This is a genomic window from Coleofasciculus sp. D1-CHI-01, from assembly GCF_040218875.1.
Taxonomy (GTDB): Bacteria; Cyanobacteriota; Cyanobacteriia; order Cyanobacteriales; family Coleofasciculaceae; genus Coleofasciculus.
On the sequence record NZ_JAVJQP010000055.1, the window covers coordinates 1 to 25,369 of the forward strand.

General features: G+C 46.2%; 23 protein-coding genes and 1 pseudogene. 11 read left to right on the top strand and 13 right to left on the bottom strand.

The features are described from left to right. Both RIB93_RS10575 and cofH read left to right on the top strand, forming a co-directional pair. Positions 1 to 185 (top strand): annotated as a pseudogene (locus tag RIB93_RS10575) (adhesin); the annotation flags it as partial. Between the two features lie 148 nt (positions 186 to 333). Further along, positions 334 to 1,488, top strand: a complete 1,155-nt coding sequence (cofH, locus tag RIB93_RS10580; protein WP_446372766.1) for a 7,8-didemethyl-8-hydroxy-5-deazariboflavin synthase subunit CofH — start codon at positions 334 to 336, stop codon at positions 1,486 to 1,488. Positions 1,489 to 1,629: 141 nt separating this feature from the next. Here the strand turns inward: cofH and RIB93_RS10585 are convergent, their stop codons facing one another. Further along, positions 1,630 to 1,824, bottom strand: a complete 195-nt coding sequence (locus RIB93_RS10585) for a helix-turn-helix transcriptional regulator (RefSeq protein ID WP_232231752.1) — start codon at positions 1,822 to 1,824, stop codon at positions 1,630 to 1,632. A gap of 17 nt (positions 1,825 to 1,841) precedes the next feature. Between RIB93_RS10585 and RIB93_RS10590 the strand changes: the two genes are divergently transcribed. Continuing rightward, complete coding sequence (locus tag RIB93_RS10590) at positions 1,842 to 2,108, top strand: hypothetical protein (protein ID WP_446372745.1); 267 nt, start codon at positions 1,842 to 1,844, stop codon at positions 2,106 to 2,108. 145 nt (positions 2,109 to 2,253) lie between these two features. On the opposite strand, the gene RIB93_RS10595 is transcribed toward RIB93_RS10590, so the two are convergent. The 5 genes from RIB93_RS10595 to RIB93_RS10615 all read right to left on the bottom strand — a co-directional run bounded on the left by RIB93_RS10595 (position 2,254) and on the right by RIB93_RS10615 (position 8,959). Continuing rightward, positions 2,254 to 5,022, bottom strand: a complete 2,769-nt coding sequence (locus RIB93_RS10595; protein WP_446372746.1) for a ParA family protein — start codon at positions 5,020 to 5,022, stop codon at positions 2,254 to 2,256. Next, positions 5,019 to 5,456, bottom strand: a complete 438-nt coding sequence (locus tag RIB93_RS10600) for a hypothetical protein (RefSeq protein ID WP_446372747.1) — start codon at positions 5,454 to 5,456, stop codon at positions 5,019 to 5,021. Before RIB93_RS10600 ends, RIB93_RS10595 begins: the two co-directional genes overlap by 4 nt. A 90-nt stretch (positions 5,457 to 5,546) precedes the next feature. After that, complete coding sequence (locus tag RIB93_RS10605; protein WP_446372748.1) at positions 5,547 to 6,254, bottom strand: ATP-binding cassette domain-containing protein; 708 nt, start codon at positions 6,252 to 6,254, stop codon at positions 5,547 to 5,549. Between the two features lie 144 nt (positions 6,255 to 6,398). Beyond that, on the bottom strand, positions 6,399 to 7,574 hold the full coding sequence (devC, locus tag RIB93_RS10610; RefSeq protein ID WP_446372749.1) for an ABC transporter permease DevC: 1,176 nt from the start codon (positions 7,572 to 7,574) through the stop codon (positions 6,399 to 6,401). Positions 7,575 to 7,762: 188 nt separating this feature from the next. Beyond that, positions 7,763 to 8,959, bottom strand: a complete 1,197-nt coding sequence (locus RIB93_RS10615) for an ABC exporter membrane fusion protein (RefSeq protein WP_446372750.1) — start codon at positions 8,957 to 8,959, stop codon at positions 7,763 to 7,765. Between the two features lie 249 nt (positions 8,960 to 9,208). Between RIB93_RS10615 and RIB93_RS10620 the strand changes: the two genes are divergently transcribed. Both RIB93_RS10620 and RIB93_RS10625 read left to right on the top strand, forming a co-directional pair. Beyond that, entirely contained in the window at positions 9,209 to 9,856 is a 648-nt protein-coding gene (locus RIB93_RS10620) for a TetR/AcrR family transcriptional regulator (RefSeq protein WP_446372751.1), read from the top strand. A 233-nt stretch (positions 9,857 to 10,089) separates the two neighbouring features. After that, the gene (locus tag RIB93_RS10625; RefSeq protein WP_446372752.1) at positions 10,090 to 12,048 is read left to right on the top strand and encodes a TolC family protein; all 1,959 of its coding nucleotides are present in this window, start codon (positions 10,090 to 10,092) and stop codon (positions 12,046 to 12,048) included. Between the two features lie 296 nt (positions 12,049 to 12,344). Here the strand turns inward: RIB93_RS10625 and lptC are convergent, their stop codons facing one another. The 3 genes from lptC to RIB93_RS10640 form a co-directional block, all read right to left on the bottom strand. Continuing rightward, the gene (lptC, locus tag RIB93_RS10630) at positions 12,345 to 13,523 is read right to left on the bottom strand and encodes an LPS export ABC transporter periplasmic protein LptC (protein ID WP_446372753.1); all 1,179 of its coding nucleotides are present in this window, start codon (positions 13,521 to 13,523) and stop codon (positions 12,345 to 12,347) included. A 256-nt stretch (positions 13,524 to 13,779) separates the two neighbouring features. Beyond that, positions 13,780 to 14,397 carry a LabA-like NYN domain-containing protein gene (locus RIB93_RS10635; RefSeq protein ID WP_446372754.1) on the bottom strand — a complete coding sequence of 206 codons (618 nt, stop codon included), beginning with the start codon at positions 14,395 to 14,397 and terminating at the stop codon, positions 13,780 to 13,782. Between the two features lie 304 nt (positions 14,398 to 14,701). Continuing rightward, a complete protein-coding gene (locus RIB93_RS10640; RefSeq protein WP_446372755.1) occupies positions 14,702 to 15,073 on the bottom strand; it encodes a hypothetical protein in 372 nt (123 codons plus the stop codon). A 577-nt stretch (positions 15,074 to 15,650) separates the two neighbouring features. On the opposite strand from RIB93_RS10640, the gene RIB93_RS10645 reads away from it, so the two are divergent. Further along, positions 15,651 to 16,490, top strand: a complete 840-nt coding sequence (locus RIB93_RS10645) for an alpha/beta fold hydrolase (RefSeq protein ID WP_446372756.1) — start codon at positions 15,651 to 15,653, stop codon at positions 16,488 to 16,490. On the opposite strand, the gene RIB93_RS10650 is transcribed toward RIB93_RS10645, so the two are convergent. From RIB93_RS10650 to RIB93_RS10660, 3 genes are all read right to left on the bottom strand, one after another. Continuing rightward, entirely contained in the window at positions 16,467 to 17,261 is a 795-nt protein-coding gene (locus RIB93_RS10650) for a COP23 domain-containing protein (protein WP_446372757.1), read from the bottom strand. The two genes, RIB93_RS10645 and RIB93_RS10650, sit on opposite strands and share 24 nt — an antisense overlap. Before the next feature lie 124 nt (positions 17,262 to 17,385). Further along, positions 17,386 to 17,565, bottom strand: a complete 180-nt coding sequence (locus tag RIB93_RS10655) for a hypothetical protein (protein WP_446372758.1) — start codon at positions 17,563 to 17,565, stop codon at positions 17,386 to 17,388. Positions 17,566 to 17,823: 258 nt separating this feature from the next. After that, complete coding sequence (locus RIB93_RS10660; RefSeq protein WP_446372759.1) at positions 17,824 to 18,141, bottom strand: P-II family nitrogen regulator; 318 nt, start codon at positions 18,139 to 18,141, stop codon at positions 17,824 to 17,826. A gap of 907 nt (positions 18,142 to 19,048) precedes the next feature. On the opposite strand from RIB93_RS10660, the gene RIB93_RS10665 reads away from it, so the two are divergent. After that, on the top strand, positions 19,049 to 20,200 hold the full coding sequence (locus RIB93_RS10665) for a sodium-dependent bicarbonate transport family permease (protein ID WP_446372760.1): 1,152 nt from the start codon (positions 19,049 to 19,051) through the stop codon (positions 20,198 to 20,200). A gap of 366 nt (positions 20,201 to 20,566) precedes the next feature. After that, a complete protein-coding gene (crtR, locus tag RIB93_RS10670; protein ID WP_446372761.1) occupies positions 20,567 to 21,466 on the top strand; it encodes a beta-carotene hydroxylase in 900 nt (299 codons plus the stop codon). Between the two features lie 307 nt (positions 21,467 to 21,773). Here crtR and RIB93_RS10675 read toward each other — a convergent pair whose 3' ends face one another. Further along, complete coding sequence (locus tag RIB93_RS10675) at positions 21,774 to 22,241, bottom strand: hypothetical protein (RefSeq protein WP_446372762.1); 468 nt, start codon at positions 22,239 to 22,241, stop codon at positions 21,774 to 21,776. A 529-nt stretch (positions 22,242 to 22,770) separates the two neighbouring features. On the opposite strand from RIB93_RS10675, the gene RIB93_RS10680 reads away from it, so the two are divergent. The 3 genes from RIB93_RS10680 to RIB93_RS10690 all read left to right on the top strand — a co-directional run. Beyond that, entirely contained in the window at positions 22,771 to 23,544 is a 774-nt protein-coding gene (locus RIB93_RS10680) for a hypothetical protein (protein ID WP_446372763.1), read from the top strand. Between the two features lie 155 nt (positions 23,545 to 23,699). Further along, positions 23,700 to 24,725 carry a type IV pilin-like G/H family protein gene (locus tag RIB93_RS10685; RefSeq protein ID WP_446372764.1) on the top strand — a complete coding sequence of 342 codons (1,026 nt, stop codon included), beginning with the start codon at positions 23,700 to 23,702 and terminating at the stop codon, positions 24,723 to 24,725. Positions 24,726 to 24,829: 104 nt separating this feature from the next. Further along, a partial coding sequence (locus RIB93_RS10690) for a serine/threonine protein kinase (protein WP_446372765.1) occupies positions 24,830 to 25,369 on the top strand: 540 nt, incomplete at its 3' end.

Below are 25,369 nucleotides of genomic sequence, written 5' to 3' on the forward strand. Positions count from 1 at the left end.
CTACAATTGTCCCTAAACCCGCCCCTACAATTGTCCCTAAACCCGCCCCTACAATTGTCCCTAAACCCGCCCCTACAATTGTCCCTAAACCCGCCCCTACAATTGTCCCTAAACCCGCCCCTACGATTGTCCCTAAACCCGCCCCTACGATTGTCCCTAAACCCGCCCCTACACCCTACAATTGACTATTCGCTTCGCTAAAGGGCATGCACAAAGATGCGATGGTGCAAGCCCCTGCGCCTTCAGCCGGGGGAGTGTCAATGATTACTGGCTCGATACTCTAGGGCATAGTAGTATCAAGAGGAGTGTTTCCCTATCTTGTCCAGATATTCCGTGATTACCAACTCCGTTGATGCCATTCTGAACCGTGCCTTAGCTGGTGAAGACATTTCTCCAGAGGAAGGTGTGATTCTCCTCCAGCAAACTGAACCGACTGCTGTGGCGGCGATTCAGGAAACGGCTGACCAATTGCGCCATCACCAAGCAGGCGATCGCGTTACCTACGTGATTAACCGTAATATTAACTTTACCAATATTTGTACTCAGCACTGTAGTTTCTGTGCCTTCCGCCGCGATGCGGGTACAGAGGGGGCGTATTGGCTAGATTGGGGGCAAATTCTGGAAAAGACAGAGGATGCAGTACAACGGGGGGCGACGGAAATTTGTATGCAGGGGGGATTGAACCCAGAGGCAAAAATTAATGGCGCGGCTTTACCTTATTATCGGGAATTGGTGCAAACGATTAAGCAAGCCTTTCCCCAATTGCATCTCCATGCATTCTCCCCCCAGGAAATTCAATTTATCGCTGAAGAAGATGGATTGAGGTATGCTGAGGTCATTGCCGCACTGCAAGAGGCTGGAGTTGGTTCAATGCCTGGAACGGCGGCTGAGGTTTTAGATGACGAAGTGCGGCGCATCCTTTGTCCGGAAAAGACAAATACGACAACCTGGTTAGACATTGTGGGAACGGCGCATCGATTGGGAATGCCCACAACTAGCACAATGCTTTCGGGTCATATTGAAACGAACCAACAGCAGATGGGGCATTTAGCCAAGTTGCGATCGCTTCAGCAACGAACTCGCGCTCAAGGCTATCAGGGCTATATCACAGAGTTTATTCTACTGCCTTTTGTTGGTCAAGATGCCCCTAAACCGTTGCGTCAGCGTGTGGGGCGAGATCAACCGATTCTCCAGGATGCCCTATTATTAACGGCGGTGGCGCGAATTTTCCTGGGTAATTGGATTTCCAACCATCAACCAAGCTGGGTGAAATTGGGTTTGGCTGGTGCGAAGGAAGCCCTGAGATGGGGCTGTAATGACATTGGCGGCACGTTAATGGAAGAACATATCACCACTATGGCAGGCGCTCAAGGGGGAACCTGTATGGAAGTCGAGACTCTCCAAGAAGCGATTCATTCGCTAGGGCGTCCTGATCAGCAACGCGATACCCTTTATCGACCAATGCTACAGGAGGTTTCCGTTGCATAAGTCCAAAGGATAAAGAAAGAGTTTTGACGAAAGTAGGGGCGCATAGACGTGCGCCCTTACCAACGCCTAAAAACTGACCCCTTCAGCACCATATCTTTTTACTTTCCTTGTGTAGCAATTACAATTGACAGATCACTTAATCTAGGAGCGATTTTCTGTCGCTTCAACCAGTTCCGCCATAGAACAATTCAACATCTCGATCAAGCGCTGAACCTGAGCCACCGTCAGGCGAGGTGGATTTGAACTCGTCTCCCACACGTAAATTGTTTTTTCCGTCACTCCCAACTCCATCGCCACTTGTCGGCGAGTTAAGCCAGCACGGTTTCGCAATTCCATCAAAGTTACTTGATTACTTGCTTCAGGCATTCTATACTGAAAGAACCCAGATTTACGGGATTATCCAGCAAACCCTAACTAAGCGGCGAACCGAGGAGACGAAACGACAGACTCAAGCCTACAGCTATCCTTGGACAATTGTACGGTTACTTCCCGATGCTCGTCGCTACACCGTAGCCCGGTTCTACAATCGACAGGATGCTTGGGATCATTTGAGGCTGTTAAATCGATTGATACCTGCGGCAGAATTTGAAGTAGTTTTCGATGTATCTGACGAAAACTAACTGATAAATATTCCTGTTACCGTTTTAGGTAAGGTGGGCAATAATTTCCTACGTTGAAAAGCAGTCAAAATAAATTGATTTATCTTGCCCACCCTACAGTTACTATTACTTTGAGGGCGCAAGCCTTGCGCCCCTACGGTTAGGATTAAATAATCCCTGAGCCTAGAGCCTTGCGCTTCAACACGACAACCCGAGGACGCGCCCCTTTATCTAAAATGAAATCTAGACCTGCGCGAAAAATTTCTGGCATATAATATCGCGGCGTATCATCTTTAGCTCGGTCTTCATAAACCACTCCGATTTCTTCCAGCATACTTAACGTTGATGGTTCGATCTCAAAATTATCTAAGGTAAAGGGGACTCGCATTTCTTTTGGGTCTTTAGATTGGAGAGTATTAACCCATGTTCTAAAAGCGGGATACTCCTCTTTGGCTTCTTTAACCTTCTTCTTACTACAGGGTTCCAAAGCCCGACGAATCGCTTGGGGGGGTAAGAGACGGCTGGTAGACCACTTTTCAAATTGAACTTCTTTGGCATTTTCTATGGTTTCATCAGCAGCATGATATAAGAAGCGCACAATATCTCTAGCTTGTAGCCTTCCTTTAAAATCTGTCAGAGCGGCGAATACCCAATTCGGGGTATAAGCTTCTTTTGACTTATCAGAACCTAGTTTTTTACCCCATAAATTTTCCAGTTTTTCAATGAGATATTCGCGAGTCATGCTATCTAGTTCTGATTCATCGACATCGATAACTTGCGCTTGACTGCAAACCCAAAAAACTAGATTCATAAAAGAATCAGCATCCCAATATAAATCATAAGACCCGTATAGATTTTCAAATTGAGATAAATTCTGGGTGATGGCATAACGGACAAAATCACGCCGGATAAAAAGAATTAAGCCTAAGTTATTTTTTCGGATTTCTGATAACCGGGCTGGTAGACGAATCAGAGACTCAATCGCGGCTTGCTGTATTGGATTAGAGGATGCGTCAGAAAAAATATCTTCTAGCCCATCAAATAAAAAGATTACCCGCAAGGATTTCTGTTTCAGGGCATTGTTAATATCATTAAAACTCCAATAGTCCTTGGTTTCTGGGTTAAGACCAACAGATCTGGCAATCTCTTTAATCCAAAATTGTGTCCATTCCTGCTTTCCCCAGTTTTGATTGGCAAGTGCTGCTTCAATCTTATCGTTATGTTCTGACTGAGAAAACTCTGGAAAACTATTGCCTGAAGCAGAGATGACTTCATTTCTTGCCTCTTGAATAATTTTAATGGCATTGTCTCGAAGATTCAGCGATTGCAGCATGGGAAATATATAAGTTTTCTCTTCAGATTCATTCGTTTCCCCCAAAACCCGCTGAATAAAGTTCTGCCAATACTTTAAACGTGACAACTGAATATAGTTAAACGTTTTACCTGAACCTTTGGAGCCAATTGAGACTACACGCGGTAACTCATCCCGAAAAGTTGTGGCTAAGTTTTTCAACGGTTCAGTGACTAACAAGTCCTCTCCTTGCCCACTTTCAGCATATTCATACTGCTGACACACATCTCTGAGACGACGCACTGCTGCCAAGGGATCAGAGTCCTGAGTTGTTGGTAAATCTGAGCGCTGTTCTTTCGGTTTTATTAACTGACTCTCTGCCCACTCTTTAGCCACTTTCATGACTGAAGTCGGGCTAAGTTTTGCACGAGCATCCTCCCAATTATTCAAGTAAAGTAATTCCTGGGTAAAATCAGTTTCCTTTATTTTTAAACGAGTTTGATAAACATCGCCTTGAGACTGAATATAAGCCGCCTGGAATCTAGATAAAGCTTCGTCAAAAGCCGGGAGTGATTTAAGTTCTGGTGTGAGTAGAGTGATCAATAGCAGAGGATCATAGTAGTTTTCTTCTTCAACATCTGTTTCTGGAGGGGCGGTGTGACTTAACTGCTGCAAAACTAAACTCGAACCATTGACTGATTGGTCATTAATTGTGGTTACAATAAACCGTTGGATTCTCGGATCAAAAATAATCGGACTGGAAATTTCACTTAAACCAGAACGCAGGTCAATGAGTACATAATCTGCATTTACAGCCTGACCTAATTGAGATAAAGCATTCCCAAATTCCCATGCTCCATCGATAGTTCTGACTAAATGTTCGGGTAGAATAGGTGTATCGAGTAATTCGCGATCGCCAAGACAAGCCGGAAGAAAGTAAATTGTCGATTTTCCGTCTCGTTTAGGAGATTTTTTTAGCTCTTTCGCAAAAAAGGAAAGCACTTGATCTGGTTCCAGAGATGAAGCATGGTAAGCTTCCAGAAAATTAATGAAAGAAACAGTCGGTTGTTGTTTTTCAGCGCGATTCCAGTAGGTTAGACCCGGTGCTTCTAAATCAGCATCGACGACTAAAAATGTTTTGGCTTGATTCAGTTCTCTGGCTCGCTCAAGTAAAGCAAAAAGATGGGCGGCTAAGTGCAGGGTTCTGCCTACCCCTCCTTTGAACGAATAAAAGGCAACTAATTGGGGGCTGGTATTGGGATAGGCTTCTGGGATATGGAGATTTTTGGGAACTTCAGTCTCTGGCTCACCATTATTTTGCAAGTAAGCGACTTCTTCCCAGAAGGGGCGAATCGGAATATCGGTATCGCCGCTTTCTTCCTCGTGAATAAACTCGACGGGTAAAATTCCTTCTCCCAAGTCAAGTTGAATTAAATCATCGTCTTGTTGATACCAATCTCCAAACCATTCTTTGAGAGCTTGCTTGGCATTATCTAGATAATCCTCAGACAATATGCCAATTTCTATGGCATCAGAAAAACTCCGAATGCTGACGATACCCTCTGGTAGTTTACTTCCATAGTTCGTTTCTCGACGAATAACTCGTCGCACATCCAACCAGGTTAAGAGTCTCATCGCTTTCATGTGTTTCTTAATTCTCCGTTAATCCACTCAACTATTTTTAACAGCATTGACTCTAAATCTTTATCTTTGATTTGAGAGTTTTTCCAAAAACTATGACCATATCTCCAGAGTTGGTTAATTTGATCGGGGGTCAAGTTTCTTTGTTGAGGAGAACCTTGAATTTTAATATCTTTTAGCCGAATATGAGCAGGTAGCCTCAAACTTCCCTTAGCTCCCAACGTATCCAGTAACCGATTGATGTCATGCCCAAATTCAGCAATACTGGCATCCGTGCAGTCTCTCTGGCTTCGGCGCATCAGAATGGCTTTGAGTCCACACTCAACCGCGTAAAACAATAGTAGACGATGAGGATTGGTTCTGGGGTTTTTGCTGGAAGAAGCGGATAGGTTTTCTCGCCAAGCTTTTTCTATTTCTCGGCGTGTGAATTGGATCACGTTGCCTGAAAACGCTCTAATAAATTACTCCAATCTTAGTCTAGCGTAGTATGACATGATAAATATGCAGCAGTTTTCCGGCAAACTGGATTACTGGGAAATCGCCACTGATTCAGGTGGCTTGGATAAGCGCCCATCTTCCATATAAATAATCCGATCTGCAATATCTAAAATGCGATTATCATGAGTTACAAGCAAGATTGTACACCCCTGTTGTTTAGCTAAATCGTGCATAATATCAACCACATCTCGTCCCGATTTTTTATCTAGTGCGGCGGTGGGTTCATCAGCCAGCACGATTTGGGGACGACTGACAAGAGCGCGGGCGATCGCGACTCGCTGTTTTTGTCCACCTGATAAATCTGCCGGATAATAATTGATGCGCTCCTCCAAACCAACCTGCTTGAGCATTTGCGCGGCTCGACGATGGCGTTCTGGCTTGGCAAAGATGCCATGAACTTCTAACCCCATTTGCACGTTTTCCAGCGCCGTTAAGCTGCCATGTAAATTGTGTGCTTGGAAAATATAACCATTGTGTCGTCTTGCCTGTACCAAAATATTCTGGCTAGCTTGACAAAGTTCCTGCCCTAACACATTTAAACTGCCTGACTGAGCCGATCGCAAACCGCCTAATAAGGTCAATAGCGTAGTTTTCCCCGACCCCGAAGGTCCCGTCATAATCACAATTTCGCCAGCAAAAATCTCTAAATTGATATCGAATAACACCTGCTTTTGCAGTTGTCCTGTGCCAAAATAATGGTTAAGTTTGTGAATGGAAATTACGGGTTGATTGGTCATTTGTCATTCGTCATTCGTCATACTCGCTTCGCGAGAAGCAAGCTACGTCATTCGTCATTGGTAAAGTAGGGGCGGGTTTAGTGACATCTGGGTGTAACCCAAAAGATAGTAGTAAAACCCGCCCCTACACAATCTCCCCCAGCTTTAGAAAATATCAGCCGGATCAGCCGCTTGGAGACGACGAGTTGCGATCGCGCCTGATGCACCACACATGACAAATGTCAGCAGCAGCACAAAAATAGTCCGACTCAAGGGCATTGCCAAAGGTAGGGCGGTTGCAGCCGCTGTAACTTGATAAGCCGCTAATGCGATCGCTAAACCGGGTATAAACCCTAACACCGATAAAATCAGTGCTTCTTCAAAAATTACCCCTAACAAATAAGTATTCCGATAACCCATTGCCTTGAACGTGGCATACTCTTCCAAGTGACTATTCACATCCGTCGAAAGCACTTGGTAGACAATCACAGTACCGACAATCAATCCCATGACTGTACCTAAGCCAAAGACAAACCCAATCGGTGATCTCGATTGAATATAGGCAATCTCAAAATCCACATAACCCTGACTCGTCAGCACCTGCACATCTTCGGGTAACCGTGTAGCTAAAGCATCCCTCACCTGTTCTGGCTCATACCCCGGATGCAGACGAATTAACCCCAAGCTTACCGATCCAGCATCCCGTTTGGGAAATAGCCGCAGAAAGTTTTGATCGCTGGTAATTAATGCGCCATCATCGGCAAAAGATGCGCCAACTTGGAATAATCCAGCGACAGTTACGGTTCGCTGTCCAATTTCAGTGGTGGCTGTCTCTCCCCGTTGCATCTGGGCAATCAAATCCTGGTATTTCCCCCGCGAGGCTTGGTCAAATAACACCGTATCCGGTAACCGAATTGCGTCAAGTTGCTGATTAACTTCAGGTAAATTAAAAGCAGGGCGATCGGGATTTTGTCCGATCAGCAGCATCGATGTCTTTTTGCGGGTTTGAGGATTTCGCCATTGCACTGAGCCGAGGTACAATTCATCGGCAGAGGTGACTCCTGGTACGTCTTGAGCTTGGTAAAGTCGCCGTCGGGTAAAGGTTCGCAATTGCCCAAAGTTCTGGGCTTGGGTGCTAATTACTACTAAGTCGGCTTGTAGAGTGCGAGGATATTGGGTATTTGTTCTGTAAAGGGCATCAGCAAATCCCAGTTGCATGAAAATCAACACATCGGCAAAGGTAATTCCTGCGATCGCGGTTAACAGCCGCATTCGATCATGTTTAAGCTGAAGTAACCCTAGGGGAGTGCGCTGTTGTAATGTTTGGATTAAGCCAAGCATGATGTCTAATTAGGGATTGCTGAATAAGGATTGTGGTGAGGGGAAGCTGGGAAAGCTGGGGATCTTTTGTAGGGGCGGGTTTTACAACTAACGTTTCATTTTTACCCTGATATAACTAAACCCGCCCCGACCTAACCGTTCAATTATCACAAATGACATAAGACGAATGACGAATGACAAATGACTAATTATTCAGTTTGAATCGTGACTGTAACTTGTAAATTGCTCAATCTTGCCACGTTCTGACTTGAGTTAGGATCGAGACGAATGTGAACTTCAACGACTTTGGCATCAATGTTGGCAGCGGGATCTTCATCAACAACCTGTTGTTGCTCGACTTGTAAGCCAATCCGCTCGACTGTACCCTGGAGTGAGTTAGGCAGAACGGGTGATGTAATCGTCGCAGGTTGACCCTTCTGAATCTTGAGAATGTCGCTTTGATAGACTTCCGCGATCGCTTTCATCTGCTGGGTTTGTCCTAAGGTAACAATGCCCTGATCCGCTATTTTTTCGCCCGGATAGGTGTGAATCTTTATAATTTGACCCGCATGGGGCGATCGCACTTCGGCTTGCTCTAAATTGGCTTGGGCTTCGACAACGGCGGCTTTTGCAGCTTGAACTTCTGCCTCTGCTGCTGCGATGTCTACAGGGCGCACTTCGGCGAGTCGATCCAGGGTGGCTTGTGCCTGTTGAATTTGCTCTTGACTGGTTGTCTCAATCCGCGCTAACTCGGCTTGTGCCTGCTGAACCTGTTGTTGAGCCGTGATGTAAGCCAGCCGCTTGGCATCCCGTTGAGAGGCGGAGACAGCACCCTGCTGATACAAGGATTCGTATCGCTCATATTCAAGACGAGCATTTTGTACTTCTGCCTCCAGCCGATCCACAGCCGCCTGTTGAGCCGCCAAACTTCCTGCTCGATCTGCCTCAAGTCGGGCAATTTCCGCACCCTGGGCTTGCAGTTCACCCGTTTTGACGCCAGCTTTTACCTGTGCCAGTTTTGCCTGAGCGACGCGAACCTGGTTCTCGGCTTTTTGGAGGGATGCTTGTAAGCGATCGCGGGTATCCAAAATCGCCATAATCTCTCCAGCTTGGACGCGATCGCCCTCCTCCACGAACAGTTCCTCAATTCGGCTTAGCTGAGTTGAGGTTGATGCTGTGAGGTTAATCATTTCTCCGGCTGGCTCCAACCGCCCCAATGCCGTCACTGTTAGGATTTCAGGCACAACTGAGACTTCCGTTTGAGCCTCCCTCATCTGAGCCACTCGAAATTGCCAAAGTCCCCATGCTGTTCCAGCCAGCCCCAAAATGGCGACGCCGAGAAACGCTAGCCAACGGCGCGGTGATTGGGTTGATGGTGCCTGATGGTTTAACAGATCTAAGCTCATGGGGGTTCTCCCGTTAGAGAAAAGCGTTATCTGTATCTGCCTATATTTTACTAAACGGTTTAGTAATGTCAACTAAACGGTTTAGTAAAATAAGAAGCATGGATCGGGCGACCTATCCTTTCTCCCCCTGAGCCAAAGGCAGAATCAAAACTATCGCACTTTCGGGGCGGGTTTAGTCACATCTAGGTCAGTGAACAAAGGATAGTCGTAAAACCCGCCCCTACACATTCAAAACTCAAAACTCAAACGATGAATCGTTCCACTCCATCCCAATTCTCAAACCTCTCCAACCCAGAAAAACCCGATAAAGCCCAAGCAATTTTGGCAGGTGCCTTGCAAGTGTTTACCAAGCATGGATATGCAGCAGCGAGCATGGATCGGATTGCATCAGCGGCAGGAGTGTCCAAACCCACGCTGTATAACTACTTTCAAGATAAACAGGGATTATTTATTGCCTTAATCCACCAACTCACCCAAAACAACAGTCAGCTCATCCTCAATTTGCCCACTGAGCCAGACTTGCAAACACCTCCTGAGCAGGTTCTGCGTCAAATAGCAACGGCGGTACTCGACGAGTTTGCGAACAATCCAGCGCTGTTAACCTTGATGCGGTTAATTATCGGTGAGTCTGAGCGGTTTCCGGAGTTGGCTCAAACCCATGTACGCGAAATTATAAAACCCTTAATGGAACGGCTTTCCTTATACCTAGCCTCTCAACCCCAACTCAAATTGTCCGATCCCGTCGTCGCCGCCCGGATTTTTACCGGATCTCTGGTTCATTACCTGATCGTGCAAAACATAATGCAGGGTCATGATATTTTACCCTTAGAACGCGATCGCATGGTCAATGGTCTAATTCAGCTATTAACGGCTGGGGAAGCTGAGGGAGCAATGTAGAGACGTGCCATGGCACGTCTGGGAGCTGGGGATGGGGAAGCTGGGGGAGCTGGTTAGTTATTTTTGCCAGGATGCACTAGATGCTGCTGATTGCTTGTGTCAAGCTTGATTGAGATACTCTAATCTTGACCCAGTTTGCCAACCTCACAGATAAGCGATTATTCTGCCTATGGTGACTCTACTCAATGTAAGCAAAATAATTTTTTTTAGACTAAAGACCCAACTTTAAACTTATGCCAACGTTTCGTGATTTTGTAGCTCTAGGTGTGGGGACTGCGATCGCTCTGATCTATACAAAACCAAGCGCCTCTCAAGATTTACCGTCGCCGCTTAGCTTTCAACGTCAAGCCCCGACTCATCAACGTGATCAGGTGACACAGAGAGGATTGACAGATGTGGCTCCCCAATCAACTGAGGAGAACGTACTCGTTGATGCGGACGATGAGCGAGCAAAGGTAGATGGCAGTGGTTCGACAGGCTCACCAACCAGGCAGATGGCAGAAGGAATTGATCCTGATGGCTTCAGCACGAGCTTAGGCGCGATCAAAAGGGAGCAACGTCATTTCCCCCGGAACACCATAGAGGAACCAACCCATGCTCAGACAAGTGAGTCCTTGAACTCTACAAGTGAACCCGTAACCTCTGAGACTGAACATTCCCCCAATCCCACAGAACTGGCTCAAGACTCTAAGCAACTCGTTACCCAACAGCCAGAGAATTCGATTGGTCAAACCCCTGAATCCATTCCCTCCCTTCCCACGCTGGAGGAACCCGAAACACCTTCACCCGACTTTCTCACACCAGAGATCGAATCTGTGCCGATACCGTCTACCACTCCTGATCTACCGATATCAGAATTGCTCAATCCCAGTGCTAATCCATTGCTGTTTCCCACCGAAACCGAAGAAGTCCAAGTGCAAACGACTCAGCCAATTACCCTAGAACAGGCAATAGAATTGGCACGACGTAACAATCAAGAGTTACAAATTGCTAGACTTCAGTTAGAACGAACGGAGTTTGCGCTGCAAGAAGCCCTAGCTGCCGAGTTTCCATCGATTAGCGCTATTGCCGAATTTATCCGAACCGAGTCGGAAACAGGAGGTCAGCAAGGTTTTTTACAAGAGCTACTGGGTCAGACGAATCGGACAATCACATCGACAAACTTTGATACCAGACTGGAATTAAATTATGCAGCTTATACGGCTGGGCGTCGTCCTGCGGCTATTCAAGCTGCCGAACAACAGGTACGCTTCCAACAACTGGGTGTAGAAAGCATCCTGGCAGATTTACGACTAAATGTCACTAGGACTTACTACAATTTACAACAGGCAGATGCCGAAGTCGAAATTAGCCAAGCGGCGGTTAATGATGCGGCTCGCAGTCTACGGGATGCCCAGTTACTCGAACAAGCTGGCTTAGGAACTCGATTTGAAGTGTTGCAGGCGCAGGTGGAACTCGCCAATAATAATCAAGCGTTAACCAACGCCATCAGTCAGCAACGCATTGCCCGCCGCCAAATTGCACAATTGTTAAGTTTGGATCAGCAGGTGGGAATTTCTGCGGCTGATCCTATAGATGTGGCAGGGGACTGGGAAATTTCCCTAGAAGAAAGCATTATTTTAGCACTGAAAAACCGGGCGGAGTTAGAACAGCAACTGGCACAACGTAATATCAATGAACAACAACGGCGCATTGCTCTAGCGGACAATAAACCCCAGGTGAATCTGTTTGCCCAATATAATATTTCCACCCAGTTGGATGATAGTGATGGTCCGACCGATGGCTTAACCCTAGGAGCGCGGCTCCAGTGGAATTTCTTTGATGGGGGAGCCGCAAAAGCCAGAGCCAGACAAGCCGAAGCCGATGTCGCGATCGCGGAATCCAATTTTGCCAATGAACGTGACCAAATTCGCCTCGAAGTGGAACAAGCTTTTTTCCAGTTAACAGCTAGCCAGGAGAATATTCAAACGGCATCTTTTGCCCTAGAACAGGCGCAAGAAAGCTTACGATTGGCACGGTTACGATTTGGCGCTGGGGTTGGTACTCAAACTGATGTAATTAATCAGCAAACAGCATTAACTCGTTCCAGAGTCAACTTATTGACAGCAATACTAGACTACAACCGAGCGCTAGCCACCCTGCAACGTGCTATTAGTAATCTGCCCAATAGTATTCTTTTTGATGTGCCGTAGTCGTCATTCGTCTTATGTCTTATGTCTTATGTCTTATGTCATTGGCATTATTGGACTCCGTGGGGGCGGGTTTAGTAACATCAGGGTGAAAATCAAATGTTAATCGTAAAACCCGCCCCTACAATAGACGTTTCACCGGAACGTTTCTACAATTTATCCCTCTGCTTCCCCAGCTTCCCCAGCTCCCTCTGCTCCCTCTGCTCCCCCAGCTCCCTCTGCTCCCCCAGCTCCCCCAGCTCCCTCTGCTCCCTCTGCTTCCCCTGCTTCCCCATCTCCCCCATCTCCCCCATCTCGCTCTAGGGGACAATTTCGGTGACGACGCGATCGCTCGATCCACTCCTGACGATCATGCTTTGATCCTGTAATTTACCCACGGCGGTGGCTCCGGTGACGTTAAAGGGAGGATCAACTTGTTTATAAATCACATTTCCTGACGCCTGCATATTCTGAGTGGGAATGTCCCACCTAACCTGATTGGCGTAGAGTTCGGCTTGATTGCGACTCCCTACCCCTTGAACACCCCCCCTTAAATTGGCGACTTCGCTCTCTAAATCTACCTGTCCCTGATTCGCCGTAATCACTACCTTCTCTTCCTGATGGACAATCTGAACAGGCTGATTTGAGCGGACTGTTTCCGCCTTGACATCCCAGATTGCCTCATTGCTGGATATTAAAACTGGGGGATCAATAGATGTAAGCTGAACATCTTTTTTTAGGATCGCGACTTTGGTTTTAAGGTTATAGTCCGTCTGGTTAGCGACTACGCGATCGGTCACAGTGTTATCCTTGTACCGTTCCGTTTGAGTCCGTTGATCCCCAATTAACTTTTGCCCTTTGATTTGCCAAAGTAACTGCTCTGTTTTCAGTTGCACATTGGGATCTTGTGAGATTGCCTGAACAGAGCCTTTAAGTTCCATTTGCTCTTGGCGGGTTAAATACTGTCCTTCATTAGCCGTAACCTCGATTTGTTCAGGATGGCGTCCCTCTAAGTTTCGGCGTACCACTAACAACTCGTCCTGGGGTAACCACTCCAATTCCTCACCCTTAAAAACCGCGCCATTGCGGGTATCGGTAGCCGTAATATCTCCTCGCAGAAAGATTTGCTTCCCATCTTCCCGAACTTCCCCACTCTTGGCTGATACTTTTAAAATAACCTTTCCATCCTGAAATAAATCACCGATGGGCTGTTCAACTTTAGCTATTTTTTTGTCTTTAGTATAGGTTGCTTGGTTAGCTTTTACCCGCCATAAAGGACGACCTTGTTCATCAGCTTGCTCCAAGGTGACATTGTTGAATACAAGAGATCCTTCAATATCTGTGGACTCTGTATCTTGTTGAATTTTCTTGACCGTTTGACTATCAGTCTGACAGCCGAAGAGTGGAGCATAAGCCAATAGACAGAGGCTCACCGCAAAACATCGTTTCCAACTCAAAATCATTGGAGCTAGCTTCGTGAAATTTTGATAATGAGTCATTAGTCCTTATCGCTAAAAACTCAGGACTAATGACTCATAACTCATAAGTACGCTGTCATGAATTCAAATTCGGGTATTCGTAGCGAGCAAGGTACTCGCATTAAGCTGTCATGCATTTAAATTGGGTATTAGTAGCGAGCAAGATGCTCGCACTACAAGGCTTTCGCCATTATTGACATTAAGGTTTAAATGCCGAACAGCTTACCAGAATTTCGCCATTGCCATCATTGACAATAACGTTTCAATGGCGAACAGCTTAATGACCCATGGAATGATCTCCGGGATCATCCATCATACCAATACCGGATAAAGGACGATAGGTATAGTTTTGTCGTGGGGATTTGCGGATACTTTCTTGAATCTGATCGAGATCAATATACCGATCCGCTACATTAATCAGACTATCGCTAGTCATCGAACGTAAACTAACCACCTCAACCCGCACTCCTCGATAACTGACGGCATCTACCGCATACGCTAGATCACCATCGCCACTGACGAGAATGGCAGTATCATAAGACCCCACTAATGCCATCATATCGACAGCAATTTCCACATCTAGATTAGCTTTTTTCGAGCCATCGGGTAACTGCACTAAATCCTTAGCAATGACCCGGTATCCATTACGGCGCATCCACAGCAAAAACCCTTGCTGCTTTTCATTGGTGCGATCAACACCAGTGTAAAAGAAGGAGCGCAGTAATCGTGAACCAGCCGTTAAACGAACCAACAGTTTGGTGTAATCAATTTCAATGCCTAATTGCAGGGCTGCATAAAATAGATTTGAGCCATCAATGAATATGGCAACCCGACCACGATTTTCTAAAACTTGCTCAGGTGTAAAAATGGGATCGGTACTAAAATTATTCAACATGATTTTTATGCCTCAGTTTTTTATGAAAGAAATAGATGCCCCCTTCCCAACCATCTTCTCGTTGAATCAGCCATGAGTTGCTCTTGGCTGAAAATGACGGAACACCATTAGGCTTCCATCACCCAAAAACAAGTGGGGATGTCCTTTAGCGATCATTCGCTAACGTTCCCCCATACCGAGGAATGACTGATGTTGCACGATCTTAAATGAGAGTTTTTTGGTTAAAGTCACTCTCGATAGCCAGGTTTTTGGTAGATATCGATGTTTATTGGGGATAGTCAGCACGAGTAGACAAGCTGTTAGTCTAACTGATTACCCGATACTGTACAAGACCTGCACACTTAGGGCAGTGTTTCCGTATCTTGAACGAACTGCCAAACTCTTGTTTGACAAGGAATTGGTTAAATGAGTTAAGGGAATTAATTCCCCAAATGATGGTTTTGCCGAGTTGCCTCAAGGCGAGGACAGTCTCCATATTAGCCATGCGATCGCTTAACCATTGCTGGATAGATTCTAGACCATGATCTGTCCTCCTGTATTTGTGGATACTCTCTACGCTAGCCTCTTGGTCATCGGGACTCCTCTTACCTAGGCTTCGGCGCAGGAAGTCTCTGAGTTTGTGGGCTACCTTGCTTTTGATGGTCAATGTGTTTCTTTGAGTTTGATTAGAAGTCATCGATTGTTTACAAAAAACACCCTCCCTTACTTGATTGTCATGGTATATCCAGTTGGCTTTACTTAGCATTTTGCCCACAAATAGTATTAAATGCTACAAAACATTAACAAAGTTTACTAAATTTTGTTTAAAAATGCTTGAACTAACTAAAAAAAAGGAGTTATTTCTCAATATAAAGAATTATTTCGTTAAAGTTAGGAGAGTTCAAGCTCATCTCTAGGTTGAGTGACAGGTCAACGGAACTGAGATTAAGTCAAGGCAGCAGCAGAGGTAAGTCTTGGGAATTTGCCGTATATCCATATAATAGCGATTTTGTCAACTCCTGTTGTTGAATTGCGGCTAAGACTACTCCGATAAGCTGCCCCAGCTCCCTAATTGTTCCCCTCTTTCCCACCATTTCAATCATCCCCACCTTCAGAATATTTGCCAGTCAGCCGTATTACCGCTTATTGTAAAGAAAGATTAAATAATTATCCCTAAGGGTTGTGTCAGGACTAATCGATACAGATCTCAGCGTTAGCCGAGAAAGCCCCTAGGGGGGAAATCGTCTAGTATAAGCGAAGGCTACCTAAAGTCAATGATGCCAGAGCTAAAAAGTCATCCTTATTTTCTGACACCGCGATCGCCAAATCCGGATTATCCCTTGTTTGTCTATTTACCGGGGATGGATGGAACCGGTCAGCTCATGCGATCGCAGATACCCAACTTAGCCGCAGCGTTTGATGTTCGGTGTTTGGTCATTCCTCCCCACTATTTGAGTAACTGGCAAGACTTAGCCAATCAGGTGGCTAGCTTAATTGCCACAGAACTCAGCCAACGACGCAGCCAAAGCGTTTATCTGTGTGGCGAGTCTTTTGGTGGCTGTTTAGCCCTAAAGGTCGCCCTCACCGCCCCCCATCTGTTGCACCGAATCATTTTAAGTAACCCAGCCACATCCGTGAGTCAACCCTCTTGGTTGCTGTGGGGATCACAATGGTTAGGCGTATTACCCGATAATGTTTATCACCTATCTACTTTGACATTGTTACCCGTCTTATCATCCCTCAATCGGATGATTCCCAGCAATCGCCGCGCCCTCTTAGAGGCGATGCGATCATTACCTGCCAAAACCATGCATTGGCGAGTATCCATGCTGAGAAATTTTAAGGTTGATCCAGCAGCACTTGAACAGTTGACTCAACCCGTCCTCATTCTCGCCAGCGCTGCGGATCGCTTGTGGTGTTCGTTAGCAGAAGCCAAATCCTTAGTCAACTATCTGCCAAACGCTACGATGTCGGTATTGCCGAAGTCAGGTCATGCCTGTTTACTGGAAACCGATGTCAACCTATTCGAGATTTTAAACCAACAAAATTTTGTAGATCTCAGTGTTGCTCAACCCGAAATTGAACCGGATTCATCGGAAATTATCAGGGTTTAGACGGGGAGTTGAGTGTACAGGTGTCCCCTGGCGCAATTGAGTTCCTGTTCCCCCATCAGCCGGATCAAGAAAAGGTCGCAAGTTAATCGCTTCAGAACTGGGTCTAGACGGTTGACCAATTCCCAAGACCGATAACCCCTCATTTAATACCTGATTCAGCACATCTGAACGGTTATCATCTTCAATAAAGGTGGTCACAGCATCCGTCGATTGACCACTATCAGCAACCGTCAAATTTTCAAACACGCGATCGCGAGTGAGTTGAGGATCTTGATTAGGTGGTACAGTCAGGACAATTTGACAGTCTGGGTTTTTCTGCGTGGTGACACAAATAATGTTGTAATTATTTTCCGTCGCTGTCCGCATTTCCAATAACCCATCCGGTCGATAAAACTCCAAACGGCGGCTAATTTCATTACATCGGCGTTCTGGAGTCCAACCGCCACCCATCAAACTAGGAGTCGCCCAAGCATAAGCTTGCTCAGGTTGACTTTCGGGGTGATACATCACCGTATACTCCCCCTCAAAGAATTGGCAGGTGAATCGAGGGTCATCAGTGTTATTCTGAGCAACAGTAGCATCACGCTGAAGCTGATTTTGAACGGGGAGGTTTTGGTTGGCAGGGTTGAGTGCTAAAACATTCGTACTAGCGAGGACAATGGCTAAACTTGCTGACCAACCCGTAGTTTTTAACCCCAAAGACACCCCCTCTGATATTAAATGGCGGGTCATCTTAGTCGAGGGAACAGGGAATCGGGAAGAGGGTTTCATGATCTGGATACGTTGTGGATAATCGACTACTTATGAGGTTAAGACCATAGCAGTACGATAAGAGGTTCCCTGAATGCTTCAGTCATTGGTCATTGGTCATTGGTCATTGGTCATTGGTCATTGGTCATTCGCTTACTCCCTCATCTTCCCCATCTTCCCCAGCTCCCCCATCTCCCTCATCTTCCCCATCTTCCCCATCTTCCCCATCTTCCCCATCTTCCCCAGCTTCCCCAGCTCCCCCATCTCCCCCATCTCCCTCATCTCCCCCATCTTCCCCATCTTCCCCATCTTCCCAGCATGCCAAAATAGCGCGATACGTTCCTTCGGAACAGGCTCCGCCAACGCGCTATTTTGGCAATAGACAAGAGATAGGTTGAAACCCACGCTACATCAAGGTTTCAGCGATTGTACATAAGTAGGGCAGCGGCTCGACGGCTCGACAGCTCGACTGAGCGTTCGCCGAAGTCTGAGCGCTCGCCGAACGTCTAAAAAATCGCGGAAAGCCTCACAGTGAGCCAGTTTGGAATTTTTGGCTGGGGTAACTTCTGACTAGGGTTTTGAGTCAGAACGTGTGCGCGTGTAGTACCTCCATCACATCACAGATATAGCTGATGCCCGAATAGTCATCGAAAAACTTCGCTGCGACCTCATCCGAAATCTTCACGGCCATATCCCGATTGGGGGTGAGTATCTCGAACTTTACATTCGAGAAGTTCTCGGAAACGGTGGGTTGTCCCGACGAGCGCACGTTGCGACTGCCTTTACCGCCAGCGTCCACCACCGTATAACCGGTAGCTCCGGCTTCGTCGATGATCTTGCCGATCTTTTTCAGTAGCACCTTTTCCGTGACGATGACGAGCTTGCTGGCTTTCTGGGTCATGTAGTTTACCTCTTGATGCATTCTATTACGACAATTCAAGGCAAAACCATAAAGTCTTGCCTTGAACCATATCTTTAAGATTATGCCAAAGATCGGCGAATCCACTACCATCTGTTGAGAAAGATTGACTCAGATTAGCGGAAGCATTTTGTCAACAACCCCACCCACAAAGGGATGGGGTTTTCCCTGCGAATTTTATAAACTTAAGAATATCGTTCAGACGAAAGCATGGTGATCTGGTTGTTAAACACCGCAAGCGACGCCAGGTTGTCGAGTCCCACTAGGGGTTACAGATTACATTGACCACAGATATAGGGGTTTTCTGAGACTAAAAGGAAAACTTATGATTTGAATTGGGCATTTCCATGCAAATTGGTACAGATTTTAAGATAAACTTAAGCACATAGAGATTCGGGTCTTACATAGATCTTGATTTATGGTAGGTGCTGCGGGACAGGTATTAGCATAATACCTGTGCTGTAGGGGTGTAGCGCTGCACCCCCGCTTTCTACAACTTTTAACCAATTTCACTTATCACAATCACCACTCCCCCAACCAGGGGAGGCGGAAGGAGGTATTCATGGCAAATTTCTCTCGCATGTCTCGTCAAAACTTTCTGTATACTGCCGGCGCTTCCGCAGCCGGCTCTATTGTAGTTACAAGTAGAAACCAACAGCAACAACTGCCCGCGGATTGGAAATCCAAGGCTAACACAACGAAGTCCGTCTTCACGGACTCTAAAGATCTATGTATGGAAATACATTGGAATGACTAGATCTTCATCTCTGGTTGGTCGTGTTTCCCAAAGTCTGCATCGGGTTTGCGGCTTTGGGGATGAGTACGATGGCGTTTAACCTGAAGGGTTTTAACTTTATATCTGAATATCTGATCAAGGAGGAATTACAAAGTGGATTTTTTGTCCGATTTCTTGACGCTCTTCCTGGGGAAGTTGCAGTCTCCGACACTCGGCTTTCTGATCGGTGGTATGGTCGTTGCCGCCCTCAATAGCCGACTGGCAATTCCCGATGCTGTCTATAAATTCATCGTCTTCATGCTGCTCATCAAAGTTGGACTGAGCGGCGGCATTGCGATCCGCAATGCCAATCTGGTGCAGATGCTGTTGCCCGCAGGGTTCGCTGTGATCACGGGAATGCTTATCGTGTTCATCGGGCGCTACACGTTAGCCAAGCTGCCGGGCGTCAAAGTCGTGGACGCCATTGCAACAGCGGGTTTGTTCGGTGCTGTGAGTGGCTCTACCCTCGCCGCTGGCATAACGGTACTGGAAGCGGAAGGCATAACATACGAACCCTGGGCAGCCGCACTCTATCCCTTCATGGACATTCCAGCGCTCGTGACGGCGATCGTCTTAGCCAGCGTTTATGTCAGCAAGCAAAAGCAAAAGGCTCTCAGCAAGGAGGATACTCTCAGCAAGGAGAGCAAGGAGGAGTCTCTCAGCAAGCAGCCGGTTGCCGCAGGCGAGTATCCCACCACCAGGCAGGAGTATCTCAGCCAGCAGCGCATTACCGCAAGCGGGTATCCCCACCAGGAGTCCGAGCGGGTCAAAATATGGCCCATCGTGCAGGAAAGCCTCCAGGGTTCTGCCCTGTCGGCACTGCTGCTCGGCATCGCTCTAGGCATACTAACCCAGCCGGAAAGTGTCTATGAGAGCTTCTTCGATCCCCTCTTCCGGGGCTTGCTTTCGATACTGATGCTGGTAATGGGTATGGAGGCTACGGCAAGGCTTGGCGAGCTGCGTAAGGTGGGTCAGTGGTACGCCCTATATGCCTTTGTGGGGCCGCTGCTGCATGGGTTCATAGCCTTCGGTCTCGGTATGATTGCCCACTACGCCACAGGATTCAGCGCTGGCGGCGTTGTGCTCCTGGCTGTCATCGCCTCCTCCAGTTCAGACATCTCAGGACCGCCCACTTTACGCGCCGGTATCCCGTCTGCCAATCCCTCCGCCTACATCGGCTCGTCCACAGCCGTCGGCACACCGATTGCGCTTGCCGTGGGAATACCGCTCTTCATCGGACTCGCCCAGGCGCTGATGGGTGGCTGATTTCAGACGGGTCGCGGTCTGCCGGTGCTCCCCTAGCCCAGCGACCAACGCAGCGGCTATGTCAAGGTTTGCGTCGTCTCCATTCAACAGCCACGCAGCCCATCGGTCTGAGCTAATGACTTCTTCGCCGATGTCAACGTCCCGCAGGTACGAAACACAGCCACAAAAAAAAAGCCGGGTCATGCCCCGGCTTTTTTGGTGAGAATTGCTGCCAGCTTCCCCCAGCTCTTGAGCGAAGCCGCCAAAACGTGTTAAACTTATCGGTCGGTCAATTTTGATTAAATGACCTGATGTCAACAAAACTTTATAATTCTGTTAAGACATCTTATACTACCAAAGGATAGTTAATAAGGAGTACAAACAACGATGTCGGAGGCAATCAAGCCACTGACCGTGCCCAGAGAATTCTTGGGTGCCCCCGAAGATTTTAATCTAACGTTACTAATTTTCATAGTAGCGATGGCTCTGATCGTCTTCTCGACCTGCGGTTACTGGCTGTGGGAGTTACCCGCACCCTTGTGCTTTGGGATTAATGTCCTAGCATTGCATATGGCGGGTACGGTAATCCATGATGCCTCTCACAATGTCGCCCACAAAAATCGGATCGCGAATGCGCTGATGGGTCATGGGAGTGCGTTGATGTTGGGATTTGCGTTCCCAGTGTTTACCCGGGTACACATGCAGCATCATGCCAATGTGAATGATCCAGAAAACGATCCCGATCATTTTGTCTCCACGGGGGGTCCTCTGTGGTTAATTGCGGCACGCTTCTTTTACCATGAGGTCTTTTTCTTTAAGCGTCGCTTGTGGCGTAAGTATGAACTGCTGGAATGGTTCTTGAGCCGAGCGTTTGTGGCGGGGGTGATTTACCTGGCGTGTCACTATGGCTTTTTGGGCTATATCATGAACTTTTGGTTTACCCCAGCCCTGGTTGTGGGATTGGCATTGGGATTGTTTTTTGACTATTTACCCCATCGTCCCTTCAAAGAACGCGATCGCTGGAAAAATGCCAGGGTTTATCCTAGCCCAATCCTGAATATTATGATTATGGGTCAGAATTACCATTTGATTCATCATCTGTGGCCCTCTATTCCCTGGTATAAATATCAAAGAGCCTATCGAGCCACTCAGCCTTTATTAGAAGAAAAGGGCTGTCATCAATCATTGGGACTGCTACAAGGCAAAGATTTCTTAAGTTTCGTCTATGATATTTTCCTGGGAATTCGTTTTCACCATAAAGGATCGGGGCAAACCTGTGATAAGTAGGTGGACACCATAAAAGTTAACGGTTGAGATCGTCATTGGTCATTGGTCATTGGTCATAGCTGTTCGGCATTTAAACCTTAATGTCAATAATGACGAAATCCTTGTAGTGCGAGCATCTTGCTCGCTACTATAGCAAATCGCTAGGCGTGTATTTACAACTCCCGTACCTGAAGCTGAGTCCAGATGAGATGTTCGTACAAACAAAGTGTAACTAGACCAGCGCGAAGCGCTACTAATACTCAATTTAAATGCATGACAGCTTAGCCACTTTAGTGGCAGAAGCGCTCGCATCGCTGACTACAAACAGTTAATTTAGCTCAGAGTGGGATTTGTTCGTCAACCAACTCTCTCCATGGTCTTGATTTTCCCAGTACGCTGACTCTTCAATTGTGAGTACCTCGTCTTCGGAAGAATCTGGCGTATTCTGGAGTCTTAGCTTGTCAATTTGTTCCTCGAATTCTTCGTGTCCTTCCTCAAAGAAATCAGGATGTTCATAAAGAGAAGGGATTTGGATAGGTCGCACAGGTTCTACGTTTAGCTCACGCCTTGGCAATCCAGGAGAGGGGAAAGACTGCGGTGTTGGCGAGTTTATCGTACTATTTCCCGGAACTTGAGCTAACGTTGCTCCCAGATTAGTTAATCCAACCGCAATGGCTAGCGTGAGGACTTGGGCTAACGTTGAGCCTGCTAATCGTTTTGCCCCTATCCTCTGAAGCGGAAAATAGCGATGGAGGAAACGAGGCAACTTTGAATAGTTCTCGTTTCTAAGTTGCATGGTTGCACCTATGTATCTTTTTAATTCTATTTTATTTTAGCAACAAACAAACCTTTTATTTCGTTTACAAAATGATACAATTTTGGTTAACTATTTTGTATAAACATATCACTTTTCCAAGTTAATAAATACCCCCAAATGGGTGAAGGTGATACCCGCATGGGTGAAATTTTAAACCTTAATCTCAATAATGACGAAATCCTTGTTGTAGTGTGAGCATCTTGCTCACTGCATTGAGCATCTTGCTCACTGCATTGAGCATCTTGCTCACTGCATTGAGCATCTTGCTCGCTAGCCATTCCCAATTTAAAGGCGTGACAGCTTATGAAAGGCAGAAGCGACTGAAAAAAGACCAGGTGATAAAAATGGGACACGCATTGCATAAGCCCCTGAAGCTGGAGAGATATAGTCCAGTAACCCCATTACAACCAAGTCAATGAGAAGTCGATGAGTTCTCGAATAACTCCGATGGGATCTCAAAGATGTGACTGATTAGATGGGAGATAACACGAGTTGCTGGAGAATACCGATGACACAAAAGCCAAGCCTGGATTTGACTCTGCTCCCTCTGACACCTGCTCCCCTGGTTCTTTATAGGGGTGTCCCCGTAAAGCCGCAGCCGCCGAGACTATCTTGGCTGAAGGTGACAGGAGGTACAGTCTCCTTACTGCTAATGCTGACATTACCAGCTATGGCTTGCGGTGGATTGAATAGAGGATGGTTATTTGGCTCTAGTCTAATTACGCTTCCGGCTATGTCATTGATGTACGGGTATGGATTACCCTTATTGGCTACGGTTTTAATTGAATCTTTTATCCTGTGCAAACGAGAGTTAATTCCTTTCCGAAAAGCTTTTGTAATCGCAGGGTTGGCGAATGGATTTTATCTGTTAGCTAGTTTGGTTAGTTGGGTTTCTTTAAGTGTAATGTTTCCTCTGGGTCTCATTGGCTCGATTTTATCGGCGGCGATGTGTCTTTCATTCTGTCAGCGTCGGGGATATTTGAAGAATATCAGTCAAGGGATGTTTAGGTTTTGTGTTTATCTTTTCTTCATGGCTTTGGGCTTTGCTACGTTATTCCTGATTAGCGCCATGGATAGTTCCGCGAACCTAGCTTTTCTGTATGGTGTGACAGCCGGGTTACTGCTGATTGGCTTTATTTTGGGTTTTGTAACGAAGGGGTTTGCGATCGCGGGTTTATTAAAGCAGAAGCATCCTAATTTGGCAATGACGGTTATGTCGATGCATGTGGGCTCTTTTGGAATTATTCCCATGGCTTATTATTTGATGCAGCTTCAAGCTTAGGTAGGCGTTGGTTTAAGGGTTTTTGAGAAACGCAGAGGACGCAGAGGTTAGCGCAGAGGTACGCAGAGGGAGAGAGAGGTGAAAGGGGCAATGATTGATTTTTGGCTTTAAGTTGGGTGGTTTTGTACGGTTTACTTTGGAGGAGAGAGAGTTAAATGCTTGTTGATAAAAACAGTGGCTATGGTTGTGGCTGGTTAGCTTTGTTGGGATTAATTGGCTTATTAGGACTATATTATCTATTAGTTGAATTTACTAATATCGCTCGTGAAACACAGCAATACGAACCTAAACACTATATTGGATCAATAAATCGCGCCCAGCAAGCTTATGTTTTAGAGGAAGGTAATTTTACCGATAATATTACTGAACTGGAACTAGGTATTAACACTGAAACCACAGACTATAGCTATTCAAGTCATGCCACTCCTTTGAGCGTAATTAACTATAGCGTTTCCCGAACATCCGATTTAGAGAGCCATGTTGGCGGTGTGTTTTTTGGTAACATTGAACAAACAGGAGAATCGACAACATTTGCAATTCTATGTCAGGCAAAATCTCCCGGTAATAATCACCCTCCAGCACCAATTGTAGAAGATGGTAGGCTTCAATGCGCTCCGGGTACAGAAAGTATTGATAGAGGGAATAGTCAGGGAATTTTTATTGGGGAAGATTGGAAGTTAGCTTATCGTTCGGCTAATTATGCGAGTGCTGCTGAGTATACTCAAGCCATTGATACTGCGGAAACGATTACGGATGACTTGATTCAGGTAAAGGCGTTGGAGGTTATTGCTACAGAGTTAGTGGCTGCTGGTAAGTCTAAGCAAGCTTTGACAATTATTGAAAAGATACAAGCGATCGCACTCAACTTAACTGATGCTGGTGAGTCTGAGCAAGCCTTGAGAGTAACTCGTCATATCACCGATGACTCGATTAAGAGTAAGACTATCCAAGCGATCGCACCTTATTTAACCACAGTGACTGAGCATGAGCAAGCGATTCAGGTGGCTAAAACGATTACAGACTATGAACAAAAAGCTAAAGCCTTGGATGCCATTGTACGCCGATTAGTCGCTACAGGAAACCTTGAACAAGCGGTTCAGATTACTAAAACTATCCACTATTACTATGGCAGTAAAGAGAAGGCAATTGCAGCAATTGAGCGTTATCAATATTCCCAATAATACGTAAATAAACGGCAATTTGATACATCTTATCCGAACTATTTTTGTCTATTCATATATTTCATTCCGTTGAACAGTTACAGCAATCAATCCAGTCAATACTCATGAAAACTAATCTCTTGTTTAATCCCAATCAACATTTAAAGGAACGTTACCAACTGCAACAGCAATTAGGGAATAATGCAGGGCGTCAAACCTGGTTAGCTCAAGATTTACAGTCGGGTGAACAGGTGACAGTGAAGTTACTGGCGTTTAATCCCCAGATGGAGTGGGATGAGTTTAAGTTATTTGAACGGGAAGCGGCGGTGTTGAAGCAACTGAATCATCCTCGAATTCCTCAGTATCGGGATTATTTTTCCTTGGATCAAAAAATTGGGGCGGGGTTATGTTGGTTTGGCTTAGTGCAGGATTATATTCCCGGCAAATCTTTACAGCAGTTACTGAATGAGGGAAAGCGCTTTACGGAGTCACAGGTTCGTTCGATTGCTAAACAAGTGCTGAAGATTCTCATCTATTTACATGGGTTAAATTCTCCGGTATTACACCGAGATATTAAGCCGAGTAATCTGATTTTAGGAGAGGATAAGCAGATTTATTTAGTTGATTTTGGTGCGGTGCAAGATAGTGCGGCGGTAGAAGGAGTG